This window comes from Arundinibacter roseus (assembly GCF_004348825.1).
Taxonomy (GTDB): Bacteria; Bacteroidota; Bacteroidia; order Cytophagales; family Spirosomataceae; genus Arundinibacter; species Arundinibacter roseus.
In genome coordinates, this window is sequence record NZ_SMJU01000011.1 from 147,494 (window position 1) to 168,575 (window position 21,082).

The window sequence follows — 21,082 nt, forward strand, 5'->3', positions numbered from 1 at the left end:
ATTCTACCAAAAAATCCAGTAAATGATACAAAATAGAGCAATGATGGCTACTGTGCCAAACCGAAAGGTAGGCGTAACTTTGAACCATTCTTTATCCACCTTAAAGGCGTTCACCTGGTCTTTGCCTTTGGATTGAATCAGGCTAATGGTAATATGCACGAGTGAACAAATCCAGAATACAACCCCCATACGATTTAAGAACGGGAAATCGGGGTATTGCCTGGCAATTAAAGCCGACAACGCCACACTTAATACCGCTGCCGTCAGGGCACCATTGGCGGTAGCTTTTTTCCAGAAAAAACCAAGCAAGAAAATACTCAAAATACCGGGTGAGATATAACCGGTATAAACTTGAATATACTCAAAGGCCTGTCCAAAATTGGCTAACAATGGACTGATTACCAGCGCAATAGAAAATGAAACTACAATCGCTACACGACCGGTCCAAATGGTTTGTTTTTCGGAAAGATCAGGGTTGAAATATTTGGTATGAATATCGAGCATATAAATCGTAGAGATGCTGTTGGCTTTTCCTGCCAAACTCGCCACAATGGCTGCAGTCAAAGCTGCAAATGCTAATCCCTTTAAGCCCACGGGAAGCAGGTTAAGTAGTACAGGGTAGGCGTTGTCTGGTTTTACCACCCCGTTGGAAGTAATTCCATTGACAATGCTTGCATCGGCATTTTCCTGAAACAATACGTAAGCCGCCAAACCTGGCAACACTACAATAAAAGGCATAAGCATCTTCATGAAAGCGGCAAAGAGGACCCCGTTGCGAGCGGTGTGGATGTCAGCACCCAACGCCCGCTGGGTCATGTACTGATTGCAGCCAAAGTAGTTAAGATTATTGACCCACTGCCCTCCAATGATAAACATCATAACGCCCGGCAATTGATTGTAGGCGTCAATAAAACCACCTTTGCCATCGTGTACCAGGTACTCTCCGGGTTCAAAAATCATATGCAGGTGACTGTCGGCTTTCTGACGGATCAGGGATAATCCTTCCAGAATTCCTGACCCTGTACCAACTTTGACTGACAATAGATCCAGCGCTAAGTACGTAGTGGCCAGCCCGCCCAATACCAAACAAACCACCTGAATCACATCGGTATATCCAATCACTTTCATACCTCCAAGCGTGATAATGACCGCAAATACGGTCAGAAAAATGGCGCAGGGCATAAAACTGAATCCGGTCATTTTTTCAAGGCTCAGTCCCCCCAAATAGATAATCGAAGTAAGGTTGACAAAAATGTACAGAAACAACCAAAACACCGCCATAATGGTAGCCAAACGATTGTCATAGCGCTTAGCCAAAAACTGTGGCATGGTGTAAATCTTATTATTGAGGTACATCGGTAAAAAATACACCGCCACAATCAGCAGCGACACCGCACCCAGTAATTCATAAACAGAAATCGCCAATCCAAGCTGAAAAGCTTGTCCACTCATCCCGATAAACTGCTCGGCAGAGATATTGGAGGCGATAATGGAAGCGCCAATAGCCCACCAGGTCAGGGAGCCTTCGGCAAGAAAAAAATCCTTGCTATCTGCCGATTTCTTGCCTTTGTTTTTATAAATCCAGTAACCATAACTGGAAACAATGACGAAGTAAATAAAGAAAATAACGTAGTCAAGGGTTTCGAGGCCAAGTTTCATGCCAGTAGTTAGGTTTAGGATGGCTTATCCGTTTACTTTTTTGTAGTCTGCCAAAAATTTTTCCAGGCCAATGTCCGTCAGGGGGTGTTTCAATAATGCTTTAATAGCACTCAGTGGACCTGTCATCACGTCTGCGCCGATTTCGGCACATTTGATGATATGAATGGAGTGGCGGACGGAAGCGGCCAGAATTTGGGTTTCAAAACCGTAGTTATCAAAAATCGTCCGAATTTGCTGAATCAAGTCTGTACCGTCCACCGATACATCATCCAGGCGACCAATGAAAGGAGAAACGTAAGTAGCGCCGGCTTTGGCCGCCAGGAGTGCTTGACCCGCCGAAAAAATCAACGTACAGTTCGTTTTGATTCCTTTATCTGAGAAATAGCGAATCGCTTTGATACCCTCCTCAATCATGGGAACTTTAACCACAATATTTGGATGCAAATCGGCCAGTATTTCACCTTCCCGAATCATATTTTCAAAATCCGTTGCGATGACTTCGGCAGAAATGGGACCATCCACAATTTCACAAATAGCCTTGTAATGATTGAGAATATTTTCATTACCCGAAATCCCTTCCTTGGCCATGAGTGATGGATTGGTCGTTACACCATCCAGGACCCCAAGGCTATTTGCTTCTGCAATATCGGCCAGGTTGGCCGTGTCAATAAAAAACTTCATAACTAATGTGTTAATCTGGGTGAGTCATTTTTTAGCATCCTTGCCCGTAGTAGGCGTTTTTACCGTGCTTTCGCTCATAATGTTTGAGTCGCAAGCTGTCTTTGAGTCTTGGTGTAGCTGGGTTGATTTGTAAAGTAAGCATGGCCATTTGGGCTACTTCTTCCAATACTGCGGCGTTATAAACCGACTTTTCGGCTGTTTTTCCCCAGGTAAACGGACCATGATTTTGGAGCAAAACCATTTCCATTTCCTGATGAGAAAGGTTTTTTTGTTCAAAACACCCAAAAATTTGATTGCCTGTTTCGAATTCATAATCACCCTCAATCATGGAATCGCTCAATACCGCTGCACAGGGAATATCCCGGTGGGTATGGTCGGCGTGGGTGGTCCCAAAAATCGGAATATCCATTCCTGCCTGTGCACAGGCCACTGCGTAGGTGCTGTGCGTATGGGTGATTCCACCGATGTCATCCCAGGTTTTGTAAAGCAGGGCATGGGTTTTGGTATCTGACGAAGGGCGCATGTTGCCATTTACTACAACGGCATCAAAATCCATGATAACGATGTCTTCTGGTTTTAATGCATCATACGGCACACCGCTTGGCTTGATGGCAAAAACAGATTTTTCTCTATCCACAGCACTGACATTACCAAATGTAAAAAGCACTAATCCCAGCTTCGGAAGCATCATATTGGCTTCGTAACATTCTTCTCTTAGTGATTGAAAGCCGTTCATTTGTAGTAGATTTCGCTGAGTTTTAAGTCATTTTTCAAGGTTCTGATCGACGTATCTTTCCCAATCACAACCAATTCTACATCAAGCATTTCGGCAAAATCTTCAAGGTATTCTGTGGTTAGATTTTGGCTGTAAACGGTATGATGCGCTCCACCCGCCAAAATCCAGGCCTGCAGGCCAACTTCCATACTCGGTTGAGGTTTCCAAAGCACTCTGGCGGTTGGGAGTTTGGGGAATTTTTCAGTTACTTCCACTGCCTCTACTTCATTGACCAACAGGCGGAAGCGATTGCCCATGTCAATCAACGACACATTCAATGCCGAACCTGCGGCCCCGTTGAACACCAATCGCACGGGGTCTTCTTTGCCGCCGATCCCGAGTGGATGTAACTCGCATTTCACCTTCCCGTCAGCAATGCTCGGACAGATTTCCAGCATGTGAGAGCCTAAAACCATCGGATTGACGGGGTCAAAGTGGTAGGTGTAATCTTCCATAAACGAGTTGCCACCTTTCATACCGCTCGCCATAAGTTTCATAATATGCACCATGGCCGAGGTTTTCCAGTCGCCTTCTCCCCCGTAGCCGTAGCCTGCGGCCATCATGCGTTGCGAGCCAACGCCCGGCAGCTGTTTCATGCCGTGCAAATCTTCAAAGGTATTGGTGTAGGCCGAAAAACCTCCATCTTCCAAAAAGGTTCTGATGCCCAGTTCGATACGGGCAGCTTCGATGAGCGATTCCCGCCTTGCTCCACCCTTCAGAATCGTTGGCAGTAACTCGTAGGTATCTTCGTATTCCTGTATCAATCTTTCGATTTGAGCATCCGAAATCTGATTGATTACTTGCACCAAATCGCCCACACCATGCGTATTGACCGAAAAACCAAACTTCATTTCGGCGGCCACTTTATCACCATCGGTTACGGCGACTTGCCGCATATTGTCGCCAAAACGAACCACTTTCATGGTTTGCATTTTGTATTTTGCCGCCGCTACCCTCGACCAAACATTGATTTTTTCGAGCACCGATGCTGCCTGCCAATGCCCCACCACCACTTTTCGGTTTAGTCTCATTCGACTCATGATGAAGCCAAACTCACGGTCGCCGTGGGCCGATTGATTCAGATTCATGAAATCCATATCAATGTCATCGAAAGGAATATCCCGATTGAATTGCGTATGCAGGTGCAGAAGGGGCAATTGAAGCGCATTCAAACCCGAAATCCACATTTTGGCGGGTGAAAACGTGTGCATCCAGGCGATGATACCCACGCAGTTGGGTGTGGCGTTGGCTTCTTTGCAAATTGCCGTGATCTCCTCAGGCGTTTTCACCACGGGTTTGAATACAACCCGAACCGCCATTACGGGAGAATCGTTGAGCGAATTGGCGATAATTTTAGAGTGTTCGTCTACCTGCCGGAGCGTGGTTTCTCCATACAAGTGCTGACTACCCGTGACAAACCAGATTTCGTATTGTTCCAACATAATAATTGATGTTTTACATACCATTGACTTGATTACCAACAGCTTAACTTCTCAGTGGTTACGCATAATTAAAGAGACTTTCCGATTGCCTGGTACTTCGTATACAATTTTTGATACACTTCTACCTGAGCCGTACGAGGCAGATAATGAGCATCAAAACCCGAACCCATCGCTTTTTGTGCCTCCTGAATGGTACTATAAACCCCCGCCGCAACGGAGGCATTCATGGCCGCCCCCAACGCACAGGCCTGGTCAGAGGCTACTACTTTGATCGGCATATTCAGCACATCACAAAGGGTCTGCATTACAAAAGGTGATTTCTTGGCCACACCTCCTATGGCAATCACTTGCTTGATGGGTACACCTTCTTCGATAAATCTATCTACGATCGCTTTTGAACCAAAGGCCGTTGCTTCCACAATCATTTTAAAAATCTTGACCGCATCTGTTCCTAAATTCAAACCCGTGAAAGTAGCTTTCAGGGCATGATTGGCATCGGGCGTTCGGCGGCCATTTATCCAATCAGTAGCCACAGGGTCGCCTTCGGTAACAGGCAGTTGGGAGGCTTTTTCAGAAAGATGCGGGATTAGTTTTTGCGCCAACTCATCAGCAGCCTCCTTGCCAAGTAGTTCACGCACGGGCTTGGTGATAATTTTCTGAAACCAGGCGTAAAAATCCCCGTAGGCCGATTGCCCCGCTTCCATACCAAGCATACCTGGTACTATGGAACCATCTACCTGCCCGCATATTCCTTTGATCAGCAGATGCCCGATTTCTTCAACAGGAGCAATGAGCATATCGCAGGTAGAGGTACCCATCACCCGTACAAAATCAAAAGGCTGAATCTCTGCGCCAACCCCTCCCATGTGGCAATCGAACGCCCCAACACCAATGACAACCTCCGGCGAAAGCCCCAGTTTTTCGGCCCATTCCACCGAAATTTTACCCATCCTTTGGTCGGAGGTGAAGGTTTGCTCAAATAGCCGCTGGCGCAAACCCGCTAATTTGGGGTCGAGTTTGACCAGAAACTCCTCGGAGGGCAGGCCATCAAACTCTGCGTGCCACATGGCTTTATGCCCTGCGGCACAGCGAGAGCGTCTAAGCGTTTTGGGATTGGTATTCCCCGTCAGAACCGCCGAAATCCAATCGCAATGCTCAACCCACGAGTAAGCATGCCGTTGAATGTCTTCATCATGGCGCAGCGTATGCAGGATTTTTGCCCAAAACCATTCTGATGAATAAATACCGCCGACGTATTTGGTATAATCCACATCCCAATGATGTGCCAAATGGTTGATTTCTTCAGCTTCCCGGTTGGCGGTGTGGTCTTTCCAAAGGATAAACATACCGTTGGGATTTTCGGAAAACTCAGGCAATAGCGCCAGGGGCGTACCGTTTTCATCAACGGCTACGGGAGTGGAACCGGTGGTATCAATTGAAATACCTACGATCTGCCGGCGAACATCCTCGTCCAGGTCTGCTAATACTCCTGCAACGACATTTTCAAGAGCTTCCAGGTAGTCCAGCGGATGCTGACGAAACTGCGACTTTTCGGGCTTGCAGTAAAGACCTAGTTTCCAGCGCGTGTATTCTACAACATGCGAACCAGGCATTTCGCCAGTGTCGGTATTGACGACGATAGCCCGTACCGAATCCGTACCATAATCAATTCCCAGAGTAAATTTTGCCATCGATATATCCTCCTACTTGTTGATGTCGGCAAAACTATCATGATACCCCAATCAGCGATTGGCTTGATTTTCCTAACCTTTTGCTCAATTGGCAAAATGACCAAAAATAGCCATTATGACCTCCAAAATGTAAGTTTTGGATTTTGGAACCAAACGGATAGAATCTAAAACCAAGAGGATGGAAGGATTTATTTAAATCTTTGCATTTGATAAAATTATTATGACTTACATGAAGAGAAACAAACTACTACTTCTGCTTTCGTTACTAAGCGTCGGAAGTGCATGGGCACAAACTCCTAAAAAACCCAACGTCATTGTGATACTGGCCGACGACTTAGGATATGGTGATTTGAGTTGCTACGGTCAAAAGTTGTACACAACTCCGCACATTGACAAGCTGGCTCAGGAGGGAATGTTATTTACCCGACATTATGCGGGTGCTCCGGTATGTGCTCCTGCCCGAGGCACTTTGATGACTGGTAAGCATGTGGGGCATGGCTCGGTACGGGGCAATCAGCCCAAAGGTCAACTTCTACAGCTTGCCGAAACTACTTTACCCGAAGTATTCAAAAAGGCTGGATATACAACCGCATGCATCGGAAAATGGGGCATGGGTAACGCTCCTGAACCCAACGACCCGCTGCTGCACGGATTTGATTACCACTACGGCTATGTAAATATGTGGCACGCGCACAATTTTTATCCGGAATTTTTGTATCAAAACGGAAAGAAAACAATCCTTGAAGGTAACAAAACCGGGACTATACCCAAAGGCGACTTTCCCGAAGGAGTGGGGCTTGCCAAGGAACGAGCCAAATACGCTCCTGATGAATTTGACCGTGAAGTAGGGCAATTCATTACCCAAAATCGCAACAATCCCTTTTTTATTTATTACGCCATCAATACGCCACATGGCAATAGTGAGTTTAAGGTGGGAGGAATGGAAGTACCTGATCACAAACGTTTTGATAGTAAAAACTGGCCTGATGTTGAAAAAGATTTTGCCGAAATGGTGGCAAAACTGGATGAATCGGTCGGGAAAATTGTGGCAAAATTAAAAGAAACCGGCCTGGACGAAAATACCCTGATCATTTTCACGAGTGACAACGGCCCCCACAACGAGAGCGGGCATTCCGCCGAGTTTTTTGATAGTAACGGACCTTTTCGTGGCAAAAAACGAGATTTGTATGAAGGGGGTATTCATGTACCAATGATTGCACGCTTTCCTGCCAAAATTAAAGCAGGAACGGTTTCGAGTCATGTTTCTGCCTTTTGGGATTATGTTCCAACCGTCTGCGACTTGCTCAATGTTCCCAAACCTGCGGGGATTGATGGTATCTCTTTCCTGCCCACGCTGCTTGGACAAAAGAATCAAATCGCGCACGAGTACCTCTACTGGGAATTTTACGAAGAAGGAGGTAAGCAGGCCGTGTTACATCAAAACTGGAAAGGTATCAAATTGAATACCAACGATGCCACAAAAACCACTTTTGAGCTGTACGATTTAACCAACGATCCTGCCGAATTACAGAATCTGGCCAAACAATACCCGGAAAGAGTACAGAAAATGCAATCGCTGATGTCGCAGGCACATCGCCCTTTTGAACTTACATCATTATTCACATTAGACCCCTCTGCCCAACGGGACGTGCAGGTGAAACCATAAGAAAAATATGAAACGTAGAGAACTATTGGCCACATTGGCGGTAAGTACTACCGCTTTGGGGTTTACCACAGAGGTTGAAAAAAAGAACAAAACGACTACAACCGATCCCAAACGTATTGCCCCTCGCCCACCAATGGGCTGGAACAGTTTCGATGCCTATGACTGCCGAATCAATGAGAAAGAGTTTCGGGATGTAGTGGATTTTATGGATAGCCATCTTAAAAAGTATGGCTGGGAGTATGCAGTCATTGATTATATCTGGTTTAATCATGCCCCGGGCAATTGGAACAACCCTAACCGTAGATTTGGTCACCCTGATATCAGGCTTAATGCCGACGGATCACCCATAGATAAGCTGGTAATGGATGAGTTTGGCCGTTTACTGCCTTCCGTAGAACGTTTCCCCTCGGCAGATAAGGGCCAGGGATTCAGGCCATTGGCTGATCTGGTACACAAAAAAGGGATGAAGTTTGGGATTCATATCATGCGGGGGATTCCTCGGCAGGCTTACTACGAAAATACGCCTATCAAAGGTACAAGCTATCGCGCCAAAGATATTGCCGAACCCTGGGACAACTGCAATTGGTGCAACAACATGTTTGGCATTGACCCCACCAAACCCGGCGCTCAGGCCTACTACGATTCTATTTTTGAATTGTATGCGGCCTGGGGGGTGGATTTTATCAAAGCGGATGACACCATGTACCCGCCTTATCACAAAGGCGAAATCGAAATGATGCGTAAGGCCATTGAAAAATGTGGTCGTCCCATGGTACTGTCGCTTTCCTGCGGAGAAGCCCCCCTTGCGCAGGCATCGCACCTACTCGAAAACGCAAATATGTGGCGGGTTTCGGCTGATTTTTGGGATGACTGGAAAGACTTAAAGCATAGTTTCGATTTGCTCAATGCGTGGTCGCCTCATACGCGTGAAGATCACTGGCCCGATGCAGATATGATTCCGATTGGACGTTTATCCCTCAACAACCGCCCGCATGGCCCTGAGCGTATGAGCAAGTTTACGACCGCTGAGCAATATACGTTGATGACACTTTGGTGTATTGCCCGCTCTCCGCTGATATGGGGCGGCGATCCGCTCAGTACACCGATGGAAACGGTCAAAAACTTATTTCAAAATGAAGAAGTATTGAACGTCAATCAGTTCAGTACCGACAACCGACAGGTAGTGCAAAACAAAACGCAGCGCGTATGGGTCGCTACCGATGCCAGGTCAGGCGATAAATATGTAGCCCTCTTCAATTTGGGTGATAAACCCGATACTGTATCTTTTGACTTTGAACTCGAATACTGGCGGGGGAACTTCAAAGTCAGGGATTTATGGAAAAAACAGGATGCCGGAACAGAAGAAAAAACAATTTCGGCAGAAGTTCCTGCCCACGGCGCAAAACTGTACCGCCTGAGCATCGAAAAGGCATAGGTACATTGAAAGTGAATGGGAGGAACCCTGACGGCTAAATCGGTTGTCGGGGTTTCCCTTTTTTTATACTTTTAGATTAAATCCTTTTTTGATGAAACGTTTCCTTTGTTTGCTAATTATATTTTGTCAAAGCTTCGCTACGGCCCAGCAGGTCAAGCAGGTCTTTCGTTAACTGACCGTTGATCAGGGACTTACGCATACCGATGCGACCGACCTGGTACAAGACCAAAATGGCTTTGTGTGGATTGCTACATTGGCGGGCCTGAATCGCTACGATGGTCACGAAATAAAATCATACATAAGTAGTCAGCAGCGCTTCAACAACGTTTATCTTAACCGGATTAATAAGCTTAGTTTGCAAAAAACATCTATTTTTATGGCCACCCAGGGGGGCTTGGCTGAGTTTGACCTTCGTACCGAAAAATTCATCACCTTCGAAGCCAAAGATGCGTCCACAAAAGCACTCATCACCAACTCTCTCAGTACTATTCTGGCCTGGACGGACTCCCTGGTTTGGGTGATTCGGGAAGGGAAAGTGTTTCTGCTGCAAATTGATCGCTCTGCCCGTCAAATCAAAGCCTTGAAGGTAAACTTTCCCCAAACATTTGTTGGTACATCCTTGGCTCTTGACCCTTCGGGCAATGTCTGGATAGGAGGAAATCAAGGCGTATTCAGGATTTCAAAACAGAGTAAAGCGATTGATTTGCAGCCGGTTTTGTTGCAATCAGCCGACAGTCAGCCCATTCAAAAAATTGAATCATTACATTTTCAGCACAACCGATTTTTTGTTGGGGGAATCAATCGGGTTTGGGTTTGCGAGAACCCTGTTTTTCAGGCGAACGTATTGAGGGGAAACGTTATTCCATTTGCTTCACAAAAACTTTCTGTTAGTGAGGAGTTATCGGTACCCGTGAGCTCAATAGTAGCTTCGCAAAATAGAATTTGGCTGGGTACGCCGGTTGGTTTGTTGTGCCTTCAGGCGGGTGAATTTGTGGATCTTCCTGCCCTCAAAACTATTTCTTCCAGTCACATAAGCCATTTACTTGCCGATGCAAGCGGCTGTCTGTGGGCGGGCACTTACGGCGGCGGAGTTAATCTTATGGATCTTAACCCAAAGCCATTTTATACGCTCAATCTTAGCCAGTTTACAAATCCGGCGGGCACCAACCCCAACTACATTCGGGCTATTCTGGAAGATGATTTGACGGGGAATCTTTGGATAGGCACCCGTAATGCCGGGTTGATCTATCATGATTTTAAGCAGCAAAAATCCACCCAATATTTACACCAATCGGGCAATTCCAATAGTTTGATCAGCAACAATATACGTTCCATTGCGAAAGATAAAAAAGGACGTATTTGGGTTGGAACCGAAGCGGGCATTTCACTAATAGAAAACAATCGTTTTCAGCACCTGACACATCTTCCAAATACCCCTAATTCTTTGACCAACAATGTGATATATTCACTGGCAGTCGATGTTTTTGGACAGGTATGGGCGGGTTCGTGGGCCAATGGACTCAACCGAATCATCGAAAACAATGGCACCTTTGATGTAGAGCGGATTTATGAAGGTAAAAACGGCATCAGCAGTTCCAAAGTAACCTTTATTTATACCGACCCGCTGCGACCTGAAGTGTTGGTGGGGACAACCAAAGGCCTTGACCACATTTTTCTTCAACCTAACGGCCACATTGCCCGTGTGCTGCATTACCATGGTAGTGCCAGCTATGCCAAAAGTCTGAGTTCAAATTTTATATGGCCTATTGTTCGTTCTGATGAACGCACGTTCTGGGTAGGCACCATCGGGGGCGGACTCAACAAGGTTACTTTACTTGGAAATGGCCGCTACGAGGCCGAATCCTTTACGACCGAAGATGGACTACCCTCCAACGATGTAGAAGGACTGCTTCTGGACAATCAGGGCAATCTGTGGCTGGGGGGCAAGGGCCTTTCGATGCTGAATCCTCAAACCCGTGAATTTATAAACTTTGACCTAAATGACGGACTGCAGGGTAACGTTTTTAAAATAGGGGCAGCTACCAAAGGACGAGACGGCAAACTTTATTTTGGGGGCGTGAATGGCCTCAACTATTTCTATCCCAACCAAATCAAACGAAGCCAGTTTGTGCCGAATGTGGTGGTGAGTGATTTATGGGTAAATAACAAACCATTCAAAGAGCTACCTGCGTCAATCGCGAATCTTAACGAACTGAATTTAAACTATTTGCAAAATAATTTTATCCTTAAATTCTCCTCCCTGGACTTTGCCAATTCAGATAAAAGCCGCTATCGCTATCAGTTGCTGGGCTTTGATAAAAATTGGATAGAAACCGATAGCCGCAATCCGCAGGCTGCATATTCAAACCTTGACTATGGCGAGTATACCTTTCAACTCCTGGCCACCAATCACGATGGCGTTTGGCTCAAAAAACCTACCTTACTCAAAATTGTTGTAACCCCTCCCTGGTGGAAATCTATCCTTGCCCAATTACTATATCTTACCCTTCTGGTCATATTTATCTGGTTTATTTATCAGTACCAGATCCGCTGGTTTAGATTAAAAAACAATCTTGAAATCAAAGAAATAGAAGAGCGCAAATCCGAGGAGATTCATCAGATGCGCCTGCAGTTTTTTACCAATATTTCCCATGAACTTCGTACGCCGCTGAGTTTGATCCTTAGCCCCGTTGAAAAGCTTCTGCACGAACCCATGAGTGAGGAGTCCCGTACCAAATATTATCAGATAATCCATCGCAGTTCGAGTCGCTTGCTTACCCTGGTTAACGAACTAATGGACTTCCGTAAGGCGGAGGCGGGTGTTACAAAACTACGTGCCTCCGAAACCTTTCTTAACCCTTTTCTGACCGACATTTGTGCCGAATTTGAGGAAGTGGCAGACGAGAAAAACCTTAACTTTCAGCTAAAACTACCCACTCAGGATTTAAGACTCTGGATAGACCGTAGTATCATTGAAAAAATTCTGGTCAATATCATTTCCAACGCCATCAAATACACCAACGCGCACAAAAGTATTCTGGTCGAAACAACCACTTCCTCAACCCCATTTTTTGAGCATACACATCAGATCGGCGTTTTACAAAATACCCGAGAGTACACCTGGATTCGGGTATTGGACAATGGTATGGGGATTCCCTCGCAAGACCTCGAACACGTCTTTGACCGATATTACCGGGTTACCGAAGCTGAAAAACAAAAGATGCTGGGTTCAGGAATTGGGCTTTCCCTGGTCAGGAGTCTGATTTTGTTGCATCGGGGAGTCATCAAAATCAGTAGTCAACTTGGTCATGGGACTGAATTTTTGGTTGGGATTCCGGTGGGTTCTTCCCATTTCAAACCAGAAGAACTCCTCTCCGTACCCGACTATCAGCTTGATGATTCTTCTATTAAAGCCCTCGAAACTAAGCAGTCTCTGGAAGAAACGTTTGAGCTAATCTCTGAAAATCAACCAAAAAATGACAAATCCCAGATCAAAAAACTCCTCATTGTAGAGGATAATGACGAACTACGGCATTTCCTAGCCGATAGTTTTATGGGGCAATACCACGTCATTGAAGCGACTGACGGACTGACGGGGTGGAACCTGGCTCAGGAAGAACTTCCCGACCTCATCATCAGCGACATCATGATGCCCCAAATGGACGGCGTTGAGCTGTGCCAACGCATCAAAGACAATCTGGACACCAGCCACACCCCCGTGATTCTGCTAACTGCTAAAACCTCCGATGAAAGTAAAATTGCAGGTTCTGAATCAGGGGCTGATGCCTATTTGACTAAACCATTCAGTTTTAAATTACTCCAAATAACCATTAATAACCTGCTCGAAAGTCGCCGTAAACTCAAAGAACTCTATGCACACGATGCGCTCGTGGAGGCCCGGGAAGTAGGAACTACCAGGCGTGATAAAGAATTTATTGATTTGATAATCAAAGTTGTAGAGAAAAATCTGGACAATACCGAACTTGAAATTGAGGACATTGCTCGTGAAGTAGGTATGAGTCGTTCCAAGCTCTACACCAAAATCCACAGCCTGACGGGTCAACCTGTGGGTGATTTCGTTCGTAAAATTCGTCTCAAAACCGCTGCCAAGATGATTGTTTGTGAAAACGTCTCGATCACAGAAGTCATGGAACGGGTGGGGATTCAGAGTCAATCCTATTTTACAAAAGCCTTCAAAAAAGAGTTCGGTAAAACCCCTACCCAGTACCTGCACGATTTTGTGGTGGAAAGCGAAATAAATAAAAGTGTTTAACTGGGTGTCAGCTCGGATTTAAACCTCTCATTTATGTAGCCGGTAGTGGTGGCCTATGAAGCAGCAGCAGGGATAATCAATCATCTGAAACACCGATCCGGTCCTGAACGATGTAAGATCCGTATCGGAGTATAATTCACCCAGCAGACTTTCAAATTCCCGGAACCATCCCCCGAGCCGACTGTATGAAGAGTTTACCCAGCAAGGGAATTTTTATTGCCTATGGGCTTTTTCAAGATAAAATGCTTCCGAGAGCCTTAACGGAAAAAAGCACATCTGCTGTTGACCCAATATCCGATGGTTTCCATCTCAGGCCCGAGACAATCGGGAAAAGTTCGGCATAATTTTAAAGTATTACAACTACCAAAAAAGGCTAATTCCAACTTGATTCTTTTTGATAGTAAAGCCAAGTTTACTCACATGTTCGTCATTGTATAAATCTACAAATTAGCCCCTACATCTGCCCTGACGCCTTCAACTCCGCCGAACCGAAAAGCGCCGAAAAACGCTTGCACCAGACCAGCACAAACATCCGCTCGTCTACTTTGGCATTGTTGGGCAGCGTGAGATAAAAATTGCCGCTATTTTCCAATTCAACTAGTTCGATGAAATTTCGGGCTCCTGTATCTTCTGAGAGGTAAACCCGAAGATCAGGGCCTTGGTCAGTCTTAAAGGCCTCAAACACCAGGGTATAGGTAGTGCCTTTTCTGTACAATTTGGCCGTGCCCGAGGTAGAGTAACGTCCCCCGTTTTTGAAATCCCCCTGAGAAATCAGCGTTTGGGTAGAAGCGTCAAAGGGGGTACCGGTAGTACCCATGGCGTTTGAACCGGGTGTAATATCTACGTTATTGACCGGCGTCAACTCTTTGTTTTTGCAGGAATACAGGGTGAGCAGAGCAAAAACAAGCAGGCTATTGACTAGTACTTTTCTCATTATCTGTCAGTTTTGGTTTGTTTTGACTTATACGTTACCAAAAATGAATGGGTTGCGTGTCATCATTTTCAAATTCATTTTTAAAACGATAAGGAGAAAAATCGTTGACCTATAAGTTCAGAAAAAGCTTTGAGTAACAACTAAACAAAGGCCGGAGGCTTAACCGTCTTCGGAGACAACTACTTCAAAGCCTATCGCCCAGTGGAGGATAGGCACTCCCCTAGGTACCTGAACATGCCTTCCGACAATGCATTGGTGGAATATGCCAATAGGGCTGACTTGTATGGATTTGCCTTCGTCAACCGGTTTGAGCTTAGGAATTGGTAACTTCCAGAAAAAGTGGAGGGAAAGTGGACGTGAGAAAAATTTTATTAGACGAATTTTAAATTGTTCCAAATACATCAGGATTTAAGGCCGTTGTGCTATCTTGTCACTGTTTAAAATTCAGTCAAAACGTATAATCTGGTTTTACGCTATGGCATCAGAACATGTGATGGCAAAATATTCCGCTTACACACCCCCACGGTCCTTTCAATTGCGGGTATACTTCATATTGAGGTATAAACGCAATTGAGTTTCGTAGATATGGATGTTGGGCAGAAATTGAATAAAAAAAATCAACTTCGCCCAACAGGCAAATGGGTGCAATATGCTTAGGCTTTGCCAACAGACTGCACCCATTTGCCAACCGTTTAGGCGTCTTTGTAAAACAGACATAGAAACGAAACGACAAATTAGAAATTAATGACAATTATAAAAACAGAAATTCCTAAAAATTCACTTCTGAAAACTAACAATATGACTTATGATTATATTGACAGCTTTCAAGGAGAGTATATTGACAAATTTCAAAATATTGGGACAACCGAAATTGGAAAATCATTTTTTTCAAGTGGACCAAAATGGATTGACAAATTATTTGCATTCAGAAATAAATTGATTGGACTTTTCGGACTAAAAACTTCCGGGACAATAACCAACAGACAAAAAATTATTGATAATTTTAAGGGCGAAAAAGGGGAGCAAATTGGACTATTTAAAGTATTTGACAAAACATCTAACGAAATAATTTTGGGCGAAGATGATAAGCATTTGAATTTTAGAGTTTCTTTGTTTATTGTCAAACAAAATGAAAGCAAAACAAACAAAAAGTTAATTATTTCAACAACAGTAAAATTTAATAATTGGTTTGGGCGACTTTATTTTTTACCTGTTCGACCATTTCACATATTAATTGTTCCGACAATGTTGAAAGGGATAATAAAAGATATTGAACGACATAACGGAAAATAAACAACGACCAGCCAACAGCACTTACACGCAAGTGGGGTTCTGTGGTTAAATTTAGCTTTGTGCTTCGTATCAAGTGTGGTGCTGTCAACACAGTTCAGTGCTTTTATATCCGCTTCTTCCCCAGGCACCAAACCATTAGCGGTCAGCTTAAAGGACAACAATCATATAAAAAATATAACAATGACAGAAAGGAAAAAAATAGCAATTATAGGGGGTGGAATAGCAGGATTAACCTTTGCTCGTTGTTTAACAATTAAGGACTATGAAATCCATATTTTCGAGAAAAAAGAACAATTTGGAGAAATTGGGGCAGCAATTAGTGTTTTTCCAAATGCACTTTGTGTTTTGGATGAGTTAGGCTTACTCAACACTATTTTAGAGAGTAGTGGTCAATTTAAAACTGTTTATTTGAAAACAGACAAAGGCACTATTTTAAGTAAGTCTGAACCGAAAAGCGACTATCCTGTAATTTGCATTCATCGAGCAGATTTACACTCGATACTTTTAGAGAATATTGACGCAAAACTATACAAGAATTACGCACTGAAAGACTTATCTCACCTTGAAAACGGTCAAATAAGTTTGTTGTTTGATAATGGAGAAACCCAGGTATTTGACGCTGTAATTGGTGCTGACGGAGTGCGTTCAGTAGTTCGTCAGCACATCATTAATGACGGAGAACCCATTTTCAGGGGATATAATATTTGGCGTGGTGTAGTAAAAACAAATTTTGACATTGGATATGCAAGTGAGACCTTTGGTAAAGGACAAAGGGTTGGAATAGTACCAATCAAAGACGGTGTTTATGGTTGGTGGGCAACTTGTAATGAAGTATATATGCAAGATGACAAGCCTGAAACCACCAAAGAAAAACTTAATCGCCTTTTTGGGGATTGGCACTATCCCATAGCAGACTTGATTAACAATACAGAGCACATTTTAAAAAATAGCTTATTAGACAGAAAACCTCAAAAAGGTTGGACAAATGGGAATATTACTTTACTTGGAGATGCTGCACATCCCACAACGCCAAATTTAGGCCAAGGTGGTTGTATGGCTATGGAAGGTGCATATATTTTGGCAAAATCAATTCAAAAATATGGTTTGACCAAAAAGGCTTTTGATCGGTATGAAGAAATACAATACCCACGTTCTGAAAACATTGTAAATGAGAGTTTAAAATTGGGGAGAATGGGACAACTCACTAACCCTGGTCTAATCTTATTGAGAAATTTTGCATTTAAAGTAATGCCATCGAGTGTGGCTATGAAGATGATTGACAAGTATTTTTCGTATAGAGTAACAAGCCTTGAAATATAAAGGCCGAACTGCAAACAGAATCTGCACGCAAGTGTGAGTACAGTACTTCTAAGAAGGTGAAGGGCTAAATTCAAGCTTCGTGAGTCTAATAGTGTGTATTAGTCAACACTAGATCTGACAGTTGAGTTTTTTATTGATACGTGAGTAGATTTGTAAAGAAAGTATAAAGTTTAGGAAATTTGTCAGTCTGAGCGAAGTTGAAGCCAGTCTGCCGGCGGGCTTCGACCGCCAGGCGGCCCTGTTCGGTCAGCCTGACATTCATGTTCTTTACGGGCCAATTCATCCATCAATAACAATTCCACGTTTAATTTCCAAAACACCAAATTTAATTCTTGGATCGTTTCGTGGATCTTCACCATGGGATGCTATCGAAGATTACTTCCCAAATTCCAGCCATCGAAGATTCAGGGCCTTCCAGATATTGGCTCCTCCCGATGTTTCACGATATACTACATACAAATCATGAAGTCCCGAATTTGGTCTTAGGGTAGTGGTTTTTTCTTCCACATCTTTGCCATCGACCGGAACTTCGGCAATGATAGGACCCAATGGGCTATCCATTCGAAATTCCAGCGTTCCGACTAGTTTCGGCGTGTATAAATTGGTCTTTACCGTACTTAAACCACTTAAATCCAGATTCTTAAAACAGATCCAGGCACCGTTTTCATTAAAACTCATAGTAGATGTTCCAGGAGCGGCTGAATTTTTCTTTGCTACTTTTTGGAATATCTCTGCATCTGACGCATACAACTTGGCCGGACGCAGGCGAAGCATATCCTGCCCTAACAGGCCTCCGGTGTCGGTGTAGCGGGCAATCATAAAATAGCTTCCCTGCGACTGATTGAGTTTTACCTTTCCCTTTGACGGAATCTGCGGACTCGGTTTGTTTAGTGATAGAATGTACCGAACCATCTCCGCGGCATCTTCCTTCAGCAGCTGCGGGTGCGCCGACATCACGTGGTCTTTGGTCCAATCCCCACCCCCTCCGTTAATAATTTTATCGGTTAGCTTTGGAATGTCATCCTCCCGGTAGCGTGCCGCAACTTCCAGATAACTAGGCCCTACTGAGGCAGCATCAAGAGCGTGACATGCTTTACAATCACTTTGTTCCATGAGCGTTTTGCCCTTCATGGTTACTTCCCCAGTAGCCATTATACCTGCTACGTCTTCGCCCTCGGGCAAGTAATGAAGCATTACCTTGGTGCGTTTAGGATCAGAAACTTTGTCCTCCCGATCAGATACCCTGACCTGATACTCTACTTCGCTTTCCCCAAAATAAAACGAGCGATTCCCCTTCCAGTCCACCCTGACCGTCGGCGGCTCGTTACCTACGCGTATAGTCAGGCTGTTTTCGCTCGATTTTCCCTTAGAATCTGTAACCCGCACACGACTTTTGTACATACCGGGTTTAGCAAAAGTGAACGTTGCATCGAGTCCGGTACGTTGGGGGGTATTTGCGGTAAAAAACCATTCGTATTTTAGGGAATCGTTTTTATCGTAATCAAAGGAGCCCTTGGCCGAAAACGAAACTTTCAGGGGAGCTGCTCCCACAGTTTTATCGGCTGTAATTTTGGCCACCGGAGTGCGGTTACCTTCATTGTACTCAATCCGTACCAGCCTGGCATCGGTATTTTTGGCCCGCCAGTACGTACCGTATTCCAGCATGTAAAGTTCGCCTTTTTTTGAAAAAGCCATATCAACGGGATGGTTAAATTCGGTCTCTGGCAGAAAACGATCCAATTTATCAAAATCTCCGTTTTCTTTCATTTTAACCGTAAAGACCCACCCGCGCATCCAGTCATACACAAAAAGTTTTTTGTCAAAATAGCGAGGGAATTTACCCGCAAAGTTTTCATAATCATCGTAATAGTACACCGGGCCGGCCATGGCATTGCGCCCTCCGGTGCCCAGCTCAGGAAACTCGGGAGAATCAGCATAGGGATACCAAATAAAGGCGCTTTGGGCGGGTGGTAATTCTTTCAGTCCTGTACTGTTGCGGGAAAAGTTTATCGGTCTTTGGGTGTCAAAAAGTTCTCCTGATTTTTTTACGTCAAAATCGTAGCGATAGTAGGGCTTATTATTGCCGACAAACATCGGCCATCCAAAATTTCCTGCCCGACGAGCCTGATTGATTTCATCATGCCCTCTGGGGCCGCGCATCAGGCTGTCATTGCCGGCATCCGGGCCTACTTCCCCCCAGTACAGAAAGTCGGTACGCCTGTCTACCGAAATCCGGAACGGATTGCGGCAGCCCATCACGTATATCTCAGGACGGGTATTTGGAGTACCTTTGGGAAACAAGTTTCCTTCGGGAATGGTATAAGCACCATCCATAGTAGGAAGAATACGCAGAACTTTGCCGCGCAGGTCATTGGTATTGCCGGAGGATTTGAGAGCATCAAATCGGACTCGTCCGGGCCGGTCATCCGAAGGTGAATAGCCGTCTGATTCAAAGGGATTTGTATTATCGCCCGTGGAAAGGTAGAGGTTTCCCTTTGCATCAAAGGCAAGCGAGCCTGCCGAATGGCTGACCCCTTCGTGTAGCAACGGCACACGCAAAATTTCTTTTTTGTTGATTAAACCATTGGCTGTAAGCTCGAAACGGCAAAGCACATTGGTATACCCTTCATTTTGAGGTTCGGGGTCCCCGAAATACATGTACAGCCAATGATTGGTCGTGAAGTTGGGGTCGAGGGCCAAACCCAGCAGGCCGTCTTCGGCTGTGGCGCGAACATGTAGTTTGGCAACCAGCTTTTTCTTATTGGTTTTCGGGTCAAAACTGTTGAGATTACCGATTCGTTCGATATAGTAAACAACCCCATCGTCGGCAATGTCCAGTTCCATGGGTTCGTTCAGATCATCGTCCAGCACAACTTTGGTAAAACGACTGTCATCTGGTTTTGATGGAACGTCCTGGTCGGTGGTGAAACCGGTAAAAAATATGATCAATAAAAGAAATTTCAACCTGGTCATTTTAATGCCGTTTACAAAAAATTATGACAATGTACTATTTCATTATGCTTCCCCAGATTTAAAAAGATGTTTACTTACAAAATTTAACTACACGTACCGGAACACCAGCCGTCATGCTTAGCGTGATTTTCCCATTTTTAATAAAACCATGGTGCGGGTCACCCAGACGAACCTTAGCAAACTGGAAAAGAGCGGGAGTAGCCACTTGGGGTCCTGAATCTACCCAATGGTCGTCAAATTACCTGGCATGTCAAAGGGAATCGCAGCGTCGCCCCTCCCCGATCTGTGTTTCTTTTTAGTAAGTTTTAGTTGGGCTGGTAGGAATAGATAAAATATTGCAGTGTTGCAACCCAAAAAAAGCTAATTCCTACTTGATTCTTTTTATTAGAAAAGTCCTGTTTGCTCACTTACTCGCAATGTGTGTATCCACGAATTAGCCCCTACATCTGCCCTGACGCCTTCAACTCCGCCGAACCAAAAAGAGCCGAGAAACGCTTGCACCAGACCAGCACAAACATCCGCTCGTCTACTTTGGCGTTGTTGGGCAGCGTGAGATAGAAATTGCCGCTATTTTTCAATTCAACCAGTTCGATGAAATTTCGGGCTCCTGTATCTTCTGAGAGGTAAACCCGTAGATCAGGACCTTGGTCAGTCTTAAAGGCCTCAAACACCAGGGTATAGGTAGTGCCTTTTTTGTACAATTTGGCACTGCCCGATGTAGAGTAACGACCCCCGTTTTTGAAATCTCCCTGCGAAACCAGCGTTTGGGTAGAAGAATCAAAGGGGGTACCGGCAGTACCTATTGCGTTTGAACCGGGTGTAATATCTACATTATTGACCGGCGTCAGCTCTTTGTTTTTGCAGGAATACAGGATGAGCAGAGCAAAAACAAGCAGGCTATTGACTAGTACCTTTCTCATTATCTGTCAGTTTTGATTTG

The 21,082-nt window shown here is 44.7% G+C and carries 14 protein-coding genes; 5 read left to right on the top strand and 9 right to left on the bottom strand.

The genetic code is table 11. The annotated features are described in order from the left end of the window. Window positions 1-3 precede the first annotated feature (3 nt). From EZE20_RS17740 to EZE20_RS17760, 5 genes are all read right to left on the bottom strand, one after another. On the bottom strand, window positions 4-1,659 hold the full coding sequence (locus tag EZE20_RS17740) for a sodium/sugar symporter (protein WP_132120135.1): 1,656 nt from the start codon (window positions 1,657-1,659) through the stop codon (window positions 4-6). Between the two features lie 24 nt (window positions 1,660-1,683). After that, window positions 1,684-2,340, bottom strand: coding sequence for a fructose-6-phosphate aldolase (gene fsa, locus EZE20_RS17745; RefSeq protein ID WP_132120137.1), 657 nt, complete (start codon window positions 2,338-2,340; stop codon window positions 1,684-1,686). A 31-nt stretch (window positions 2,341-2,371) separates the two neighbouring features. After that, window positions 2,372-3,076, bottom strand: coding sequence for an L-ribulose-5-phosphate 4-epimerase (locus tag EZE20_RS17750; protein ID WP_132120139.1), 705 nt, complete (start codon window positions 3,074-3,076; stop codon window positions 2,372-2,374). After that, entirely contained in the window at window positions 3,073-4,557 is a 1,485-nt protein-coding gene (araA, locus tag EZE20_RS17755) for an L-arabinose isomerase (protein WP_394345655.1), read from the bottom strand. The genes EZE20_RS17750 and araA overlap by 4 nt, the downstream gene beginning before the upstream one ends. A gap of 68 nt (window positions 4,558-4,625) precedes the next feature. Then, window positions 4,626-6,248: a ribulokinase gene (locus tag EZE20_RS17760; protein ID WP_132120141.1), complete on the bottom strand. Its 1,623-nt coding sequence runs from the start codon at window positions 6,246-6,248 to the stop codon at window positions 4,626-4,628. A gap of 229 nt (window positions 6,249-6,477) precedes the next feature. On the opposite strand from EZE20_RS17760, the gene EZE20_RS17765 reads away from it, so the two are divergent. From EZE20_RS17765 to EZE20_RS17775, 3 genes are all read left to right on the top strand, one after another. After that, the gene (locus EZE20_RS17765; protein WP_132120143.1) at window positions 6,478-7,914 is read left to right on the top strand and encodes an arylsulfatase; all 1,437 of its coding nucleotides are present in this window, start codon (window positions 6,478-6,480) and stop codon (window positions 7,912-7,914) included. Window positions 7,915-7,921: 7 nt separating this feature from the next. Then, the gene (locus tag EZE20_RS17770; RefSeq protein WP_132120145.1) at window positions 7,922-9,349 is read left to right on the top strand and encodes a glycoside hydrolase family 27 protein; all 1,428 of its coding nucleotides are present in this window, start codon (window positions 7,922-7,924) and stop codon (window positions 9,347-9,349) included. 238 nt (window positions 9,350-9,587) lie between these two features. Continuing rightward, window positions 9,588-13,622 (top strand): two-component regulator propeller domain-containing protein, encoded by a 4,035-nt coding sequence (locus EZE20_RS17775; RefSeq protein ID WP_132120147.1) that lies wholly within the window; start codon window positions 9,588-9,590, stop codon window positions 13,620-13,622. Window positions 13,623-14,076: 454 nt separating this feature from the next. Here EZE20_RS17775 and EZE20_RS17780 read toward each other — a convergent pair whose 3' ends face one another. Beyond that, the gene (locus EZE20_RS17780; RefSeq protein WP_132120149.1) at window positions 14,077-14,556 is read right to left on the bottom strand and encodes a DM13 domain-containing protein; all 480 of its coding nucleotides are present in this window, start codon (window positions 14,554-14,556) and stop codon (window positions 14,077-14,079) included. Window positions 14,557-15,300: 744 nt separating this feature from the next. On the opposite strand from EZE20_RS17780, the gene EZE20_RS17785 reads away from it, so the two are divergent. Beyond that, a complete protein-coding gene (locus EZE20_RS17785) occupies window positions 15,301-15,849 on the top strand; it encodes a DUF2867 domain-containing protein (protein ID WP_132120151.1) in 549 nt (182 codons plus the stop codon). Between the two features lie 180 nt (window positions 15,850-16,029). Beyond that, complete coding sequence (locus EZE20_RS17790; RefSeq protein WP_132120153.1) at window positions 16,030-17,169, top strand: FAD-dependent monooxygenase; 1,140 nt, start codon at window positions 16,030-16,032, stop codon at window positions 17,167-17,169. A gap of 130 nt (window positions 17,170-17,299) precedes the next feature. Here EZE20_RS17790 and EZE20_RS24100 read toward each other — a convergent pair whose 3' ends face one another. From EZE20_RS24100 to EZE20_RS17800, 3 genes are all read right to left on the bottom strand, one after another. After that, window positions 17,300-17,452 carry a hypothetical protein gene (locus tag EZE20_RS24100; RefSeq protein ID WP_165933513.1) on the bottom strand — a complete coding sequence of 51 codons (153 nt, stop codon included), beginning with the start codon at window positions 17,450-17,452 and terminating at the stop codon, window positions 17,300-17,302. A 92-nt stretch (window positions 17,453-17,544) separates the two neighbouring features. Then, complete coding sequence (locus EZE20_RS17795) at window positions 17,545-20,142, bottom strand: PQQ-dependent sugar dehydrogenase (protein ID WP_132120155.1); 2,598 nt, start codon at window positions 20,140-20,142, stop codon at window positions 17,545-17,547. 440 nt (window positions 20,143-20,582) lie between these two features. Beyond that, window positions 20,583-21,062, bottom strand: coding sequence for a DM13 domain-containing protein (locus EZE20_RS17800; RefSeq protein WP_132120157.1), 480 nt, complete (start codon window positions 21,060-21,062; stop codon window positions 20,583-20,585). Window positions 21,063-21,082: the final 20 nt, after the last annotated feature.

What these genes read in the sequence shown, in the direction of transcription:
- EZE20_RS17740 (WP_132120135.1), bottom strand. Translation starts at nt 1,659, where the DNA reads ATGAAACTTGGCCTCGAAACCCTTGACTACGTTATTTTCTTTATTTAC.
- fsa (WP_132120137.1), bottom strand. Translation starts at nt 2,340, where the DNA reads ATGAAGTTTTTTATTGACACGGCCAACCTGGCCGATATTGCAGAAGCA.
- EZE20_RS17750 (WP_132120139.1), bottom strand. Translation starts at nt 3,076, where the DNA reads ATGAACGGCTTTCAATCACTAAGAGAAGAATGTTACGAAGCCAATATG.
- araA (WP_394345655.1), bottom strand. Translation starts at nt 4,557, where the DNA reads ATGTTGGAACAATACGAAATCTGGTTTGTCACGGGTAGTCAGCACTTG.
- EZE20_RS17760 (WP_132120141.1), bottom strand. Translation starts at nt 6,248, where the DNA reads ATGGCAAAATTTACTCTGGGAATTGATTATGGTACGGATTCGGTACGG.
- EZE20_RS17765 (WP_132120143.1), top strand. Translation starts at nt 6,478, where the DNA reads ATGAAGAGAAACAAACTACTACTTCTGCTTTCGTTACTAAGCGTCGGA.
- EZE20_RS17770 (WP_132120145.1), top strand. Translation starts at nt 7,922, where the DNA reads ATGAAACGTAGAGAACTATTGGCCACATTGGCGGTAAGTACTACCGCT.
- EZE20_RS17780 (WP_132120149.1), bottom strand. Translation starts at nt 14,556, where the DNA reads ATGAGAAAAGTACTAGTCAATAGCCTGCTTGTTTTTGCTCTGCTCACC.
- EZE20_RS17785 (WP_132120151.1), top strand. Translation starts at nt 15,301, where the DNA reads ATGACAATTATAAAAACAGAAATTCCTAAAAATTCACTTCTGAAAACT.
- EZE20_RS17790 (WP_132120153.1), top strand. Translation starts at nt 16,030, where the DNA reads ATGACAGAAAGGAAAAAAATAGCAATTATAGGGGGTGGAATAGCAGGA.
- EZE20_RS24100 (WP_165933513.1), bottom strand. Translation starts at nt 17,452, where the DNA reads ATGAATTGGCCCGTAAAGAACATGAATGTCAGGCTGACCGAACAGGGC.
- EZE20_RS17795 (WP_132120155.1), bottom strand. Translation starts at nt 20,142, where the DNA reads ATGACCAGGTTGAAATTTCTTTTATTGATCATATTTTTTACCGGTTTC.
- EZE20_RS17800 (WP_132120157.1), bottom strand. Translation starts at nt 21,062, where the DNA reads ATGAGAAAGGTACTAGTCAATAGCCTGCTTGTTTTTGCTCTGCTCATC.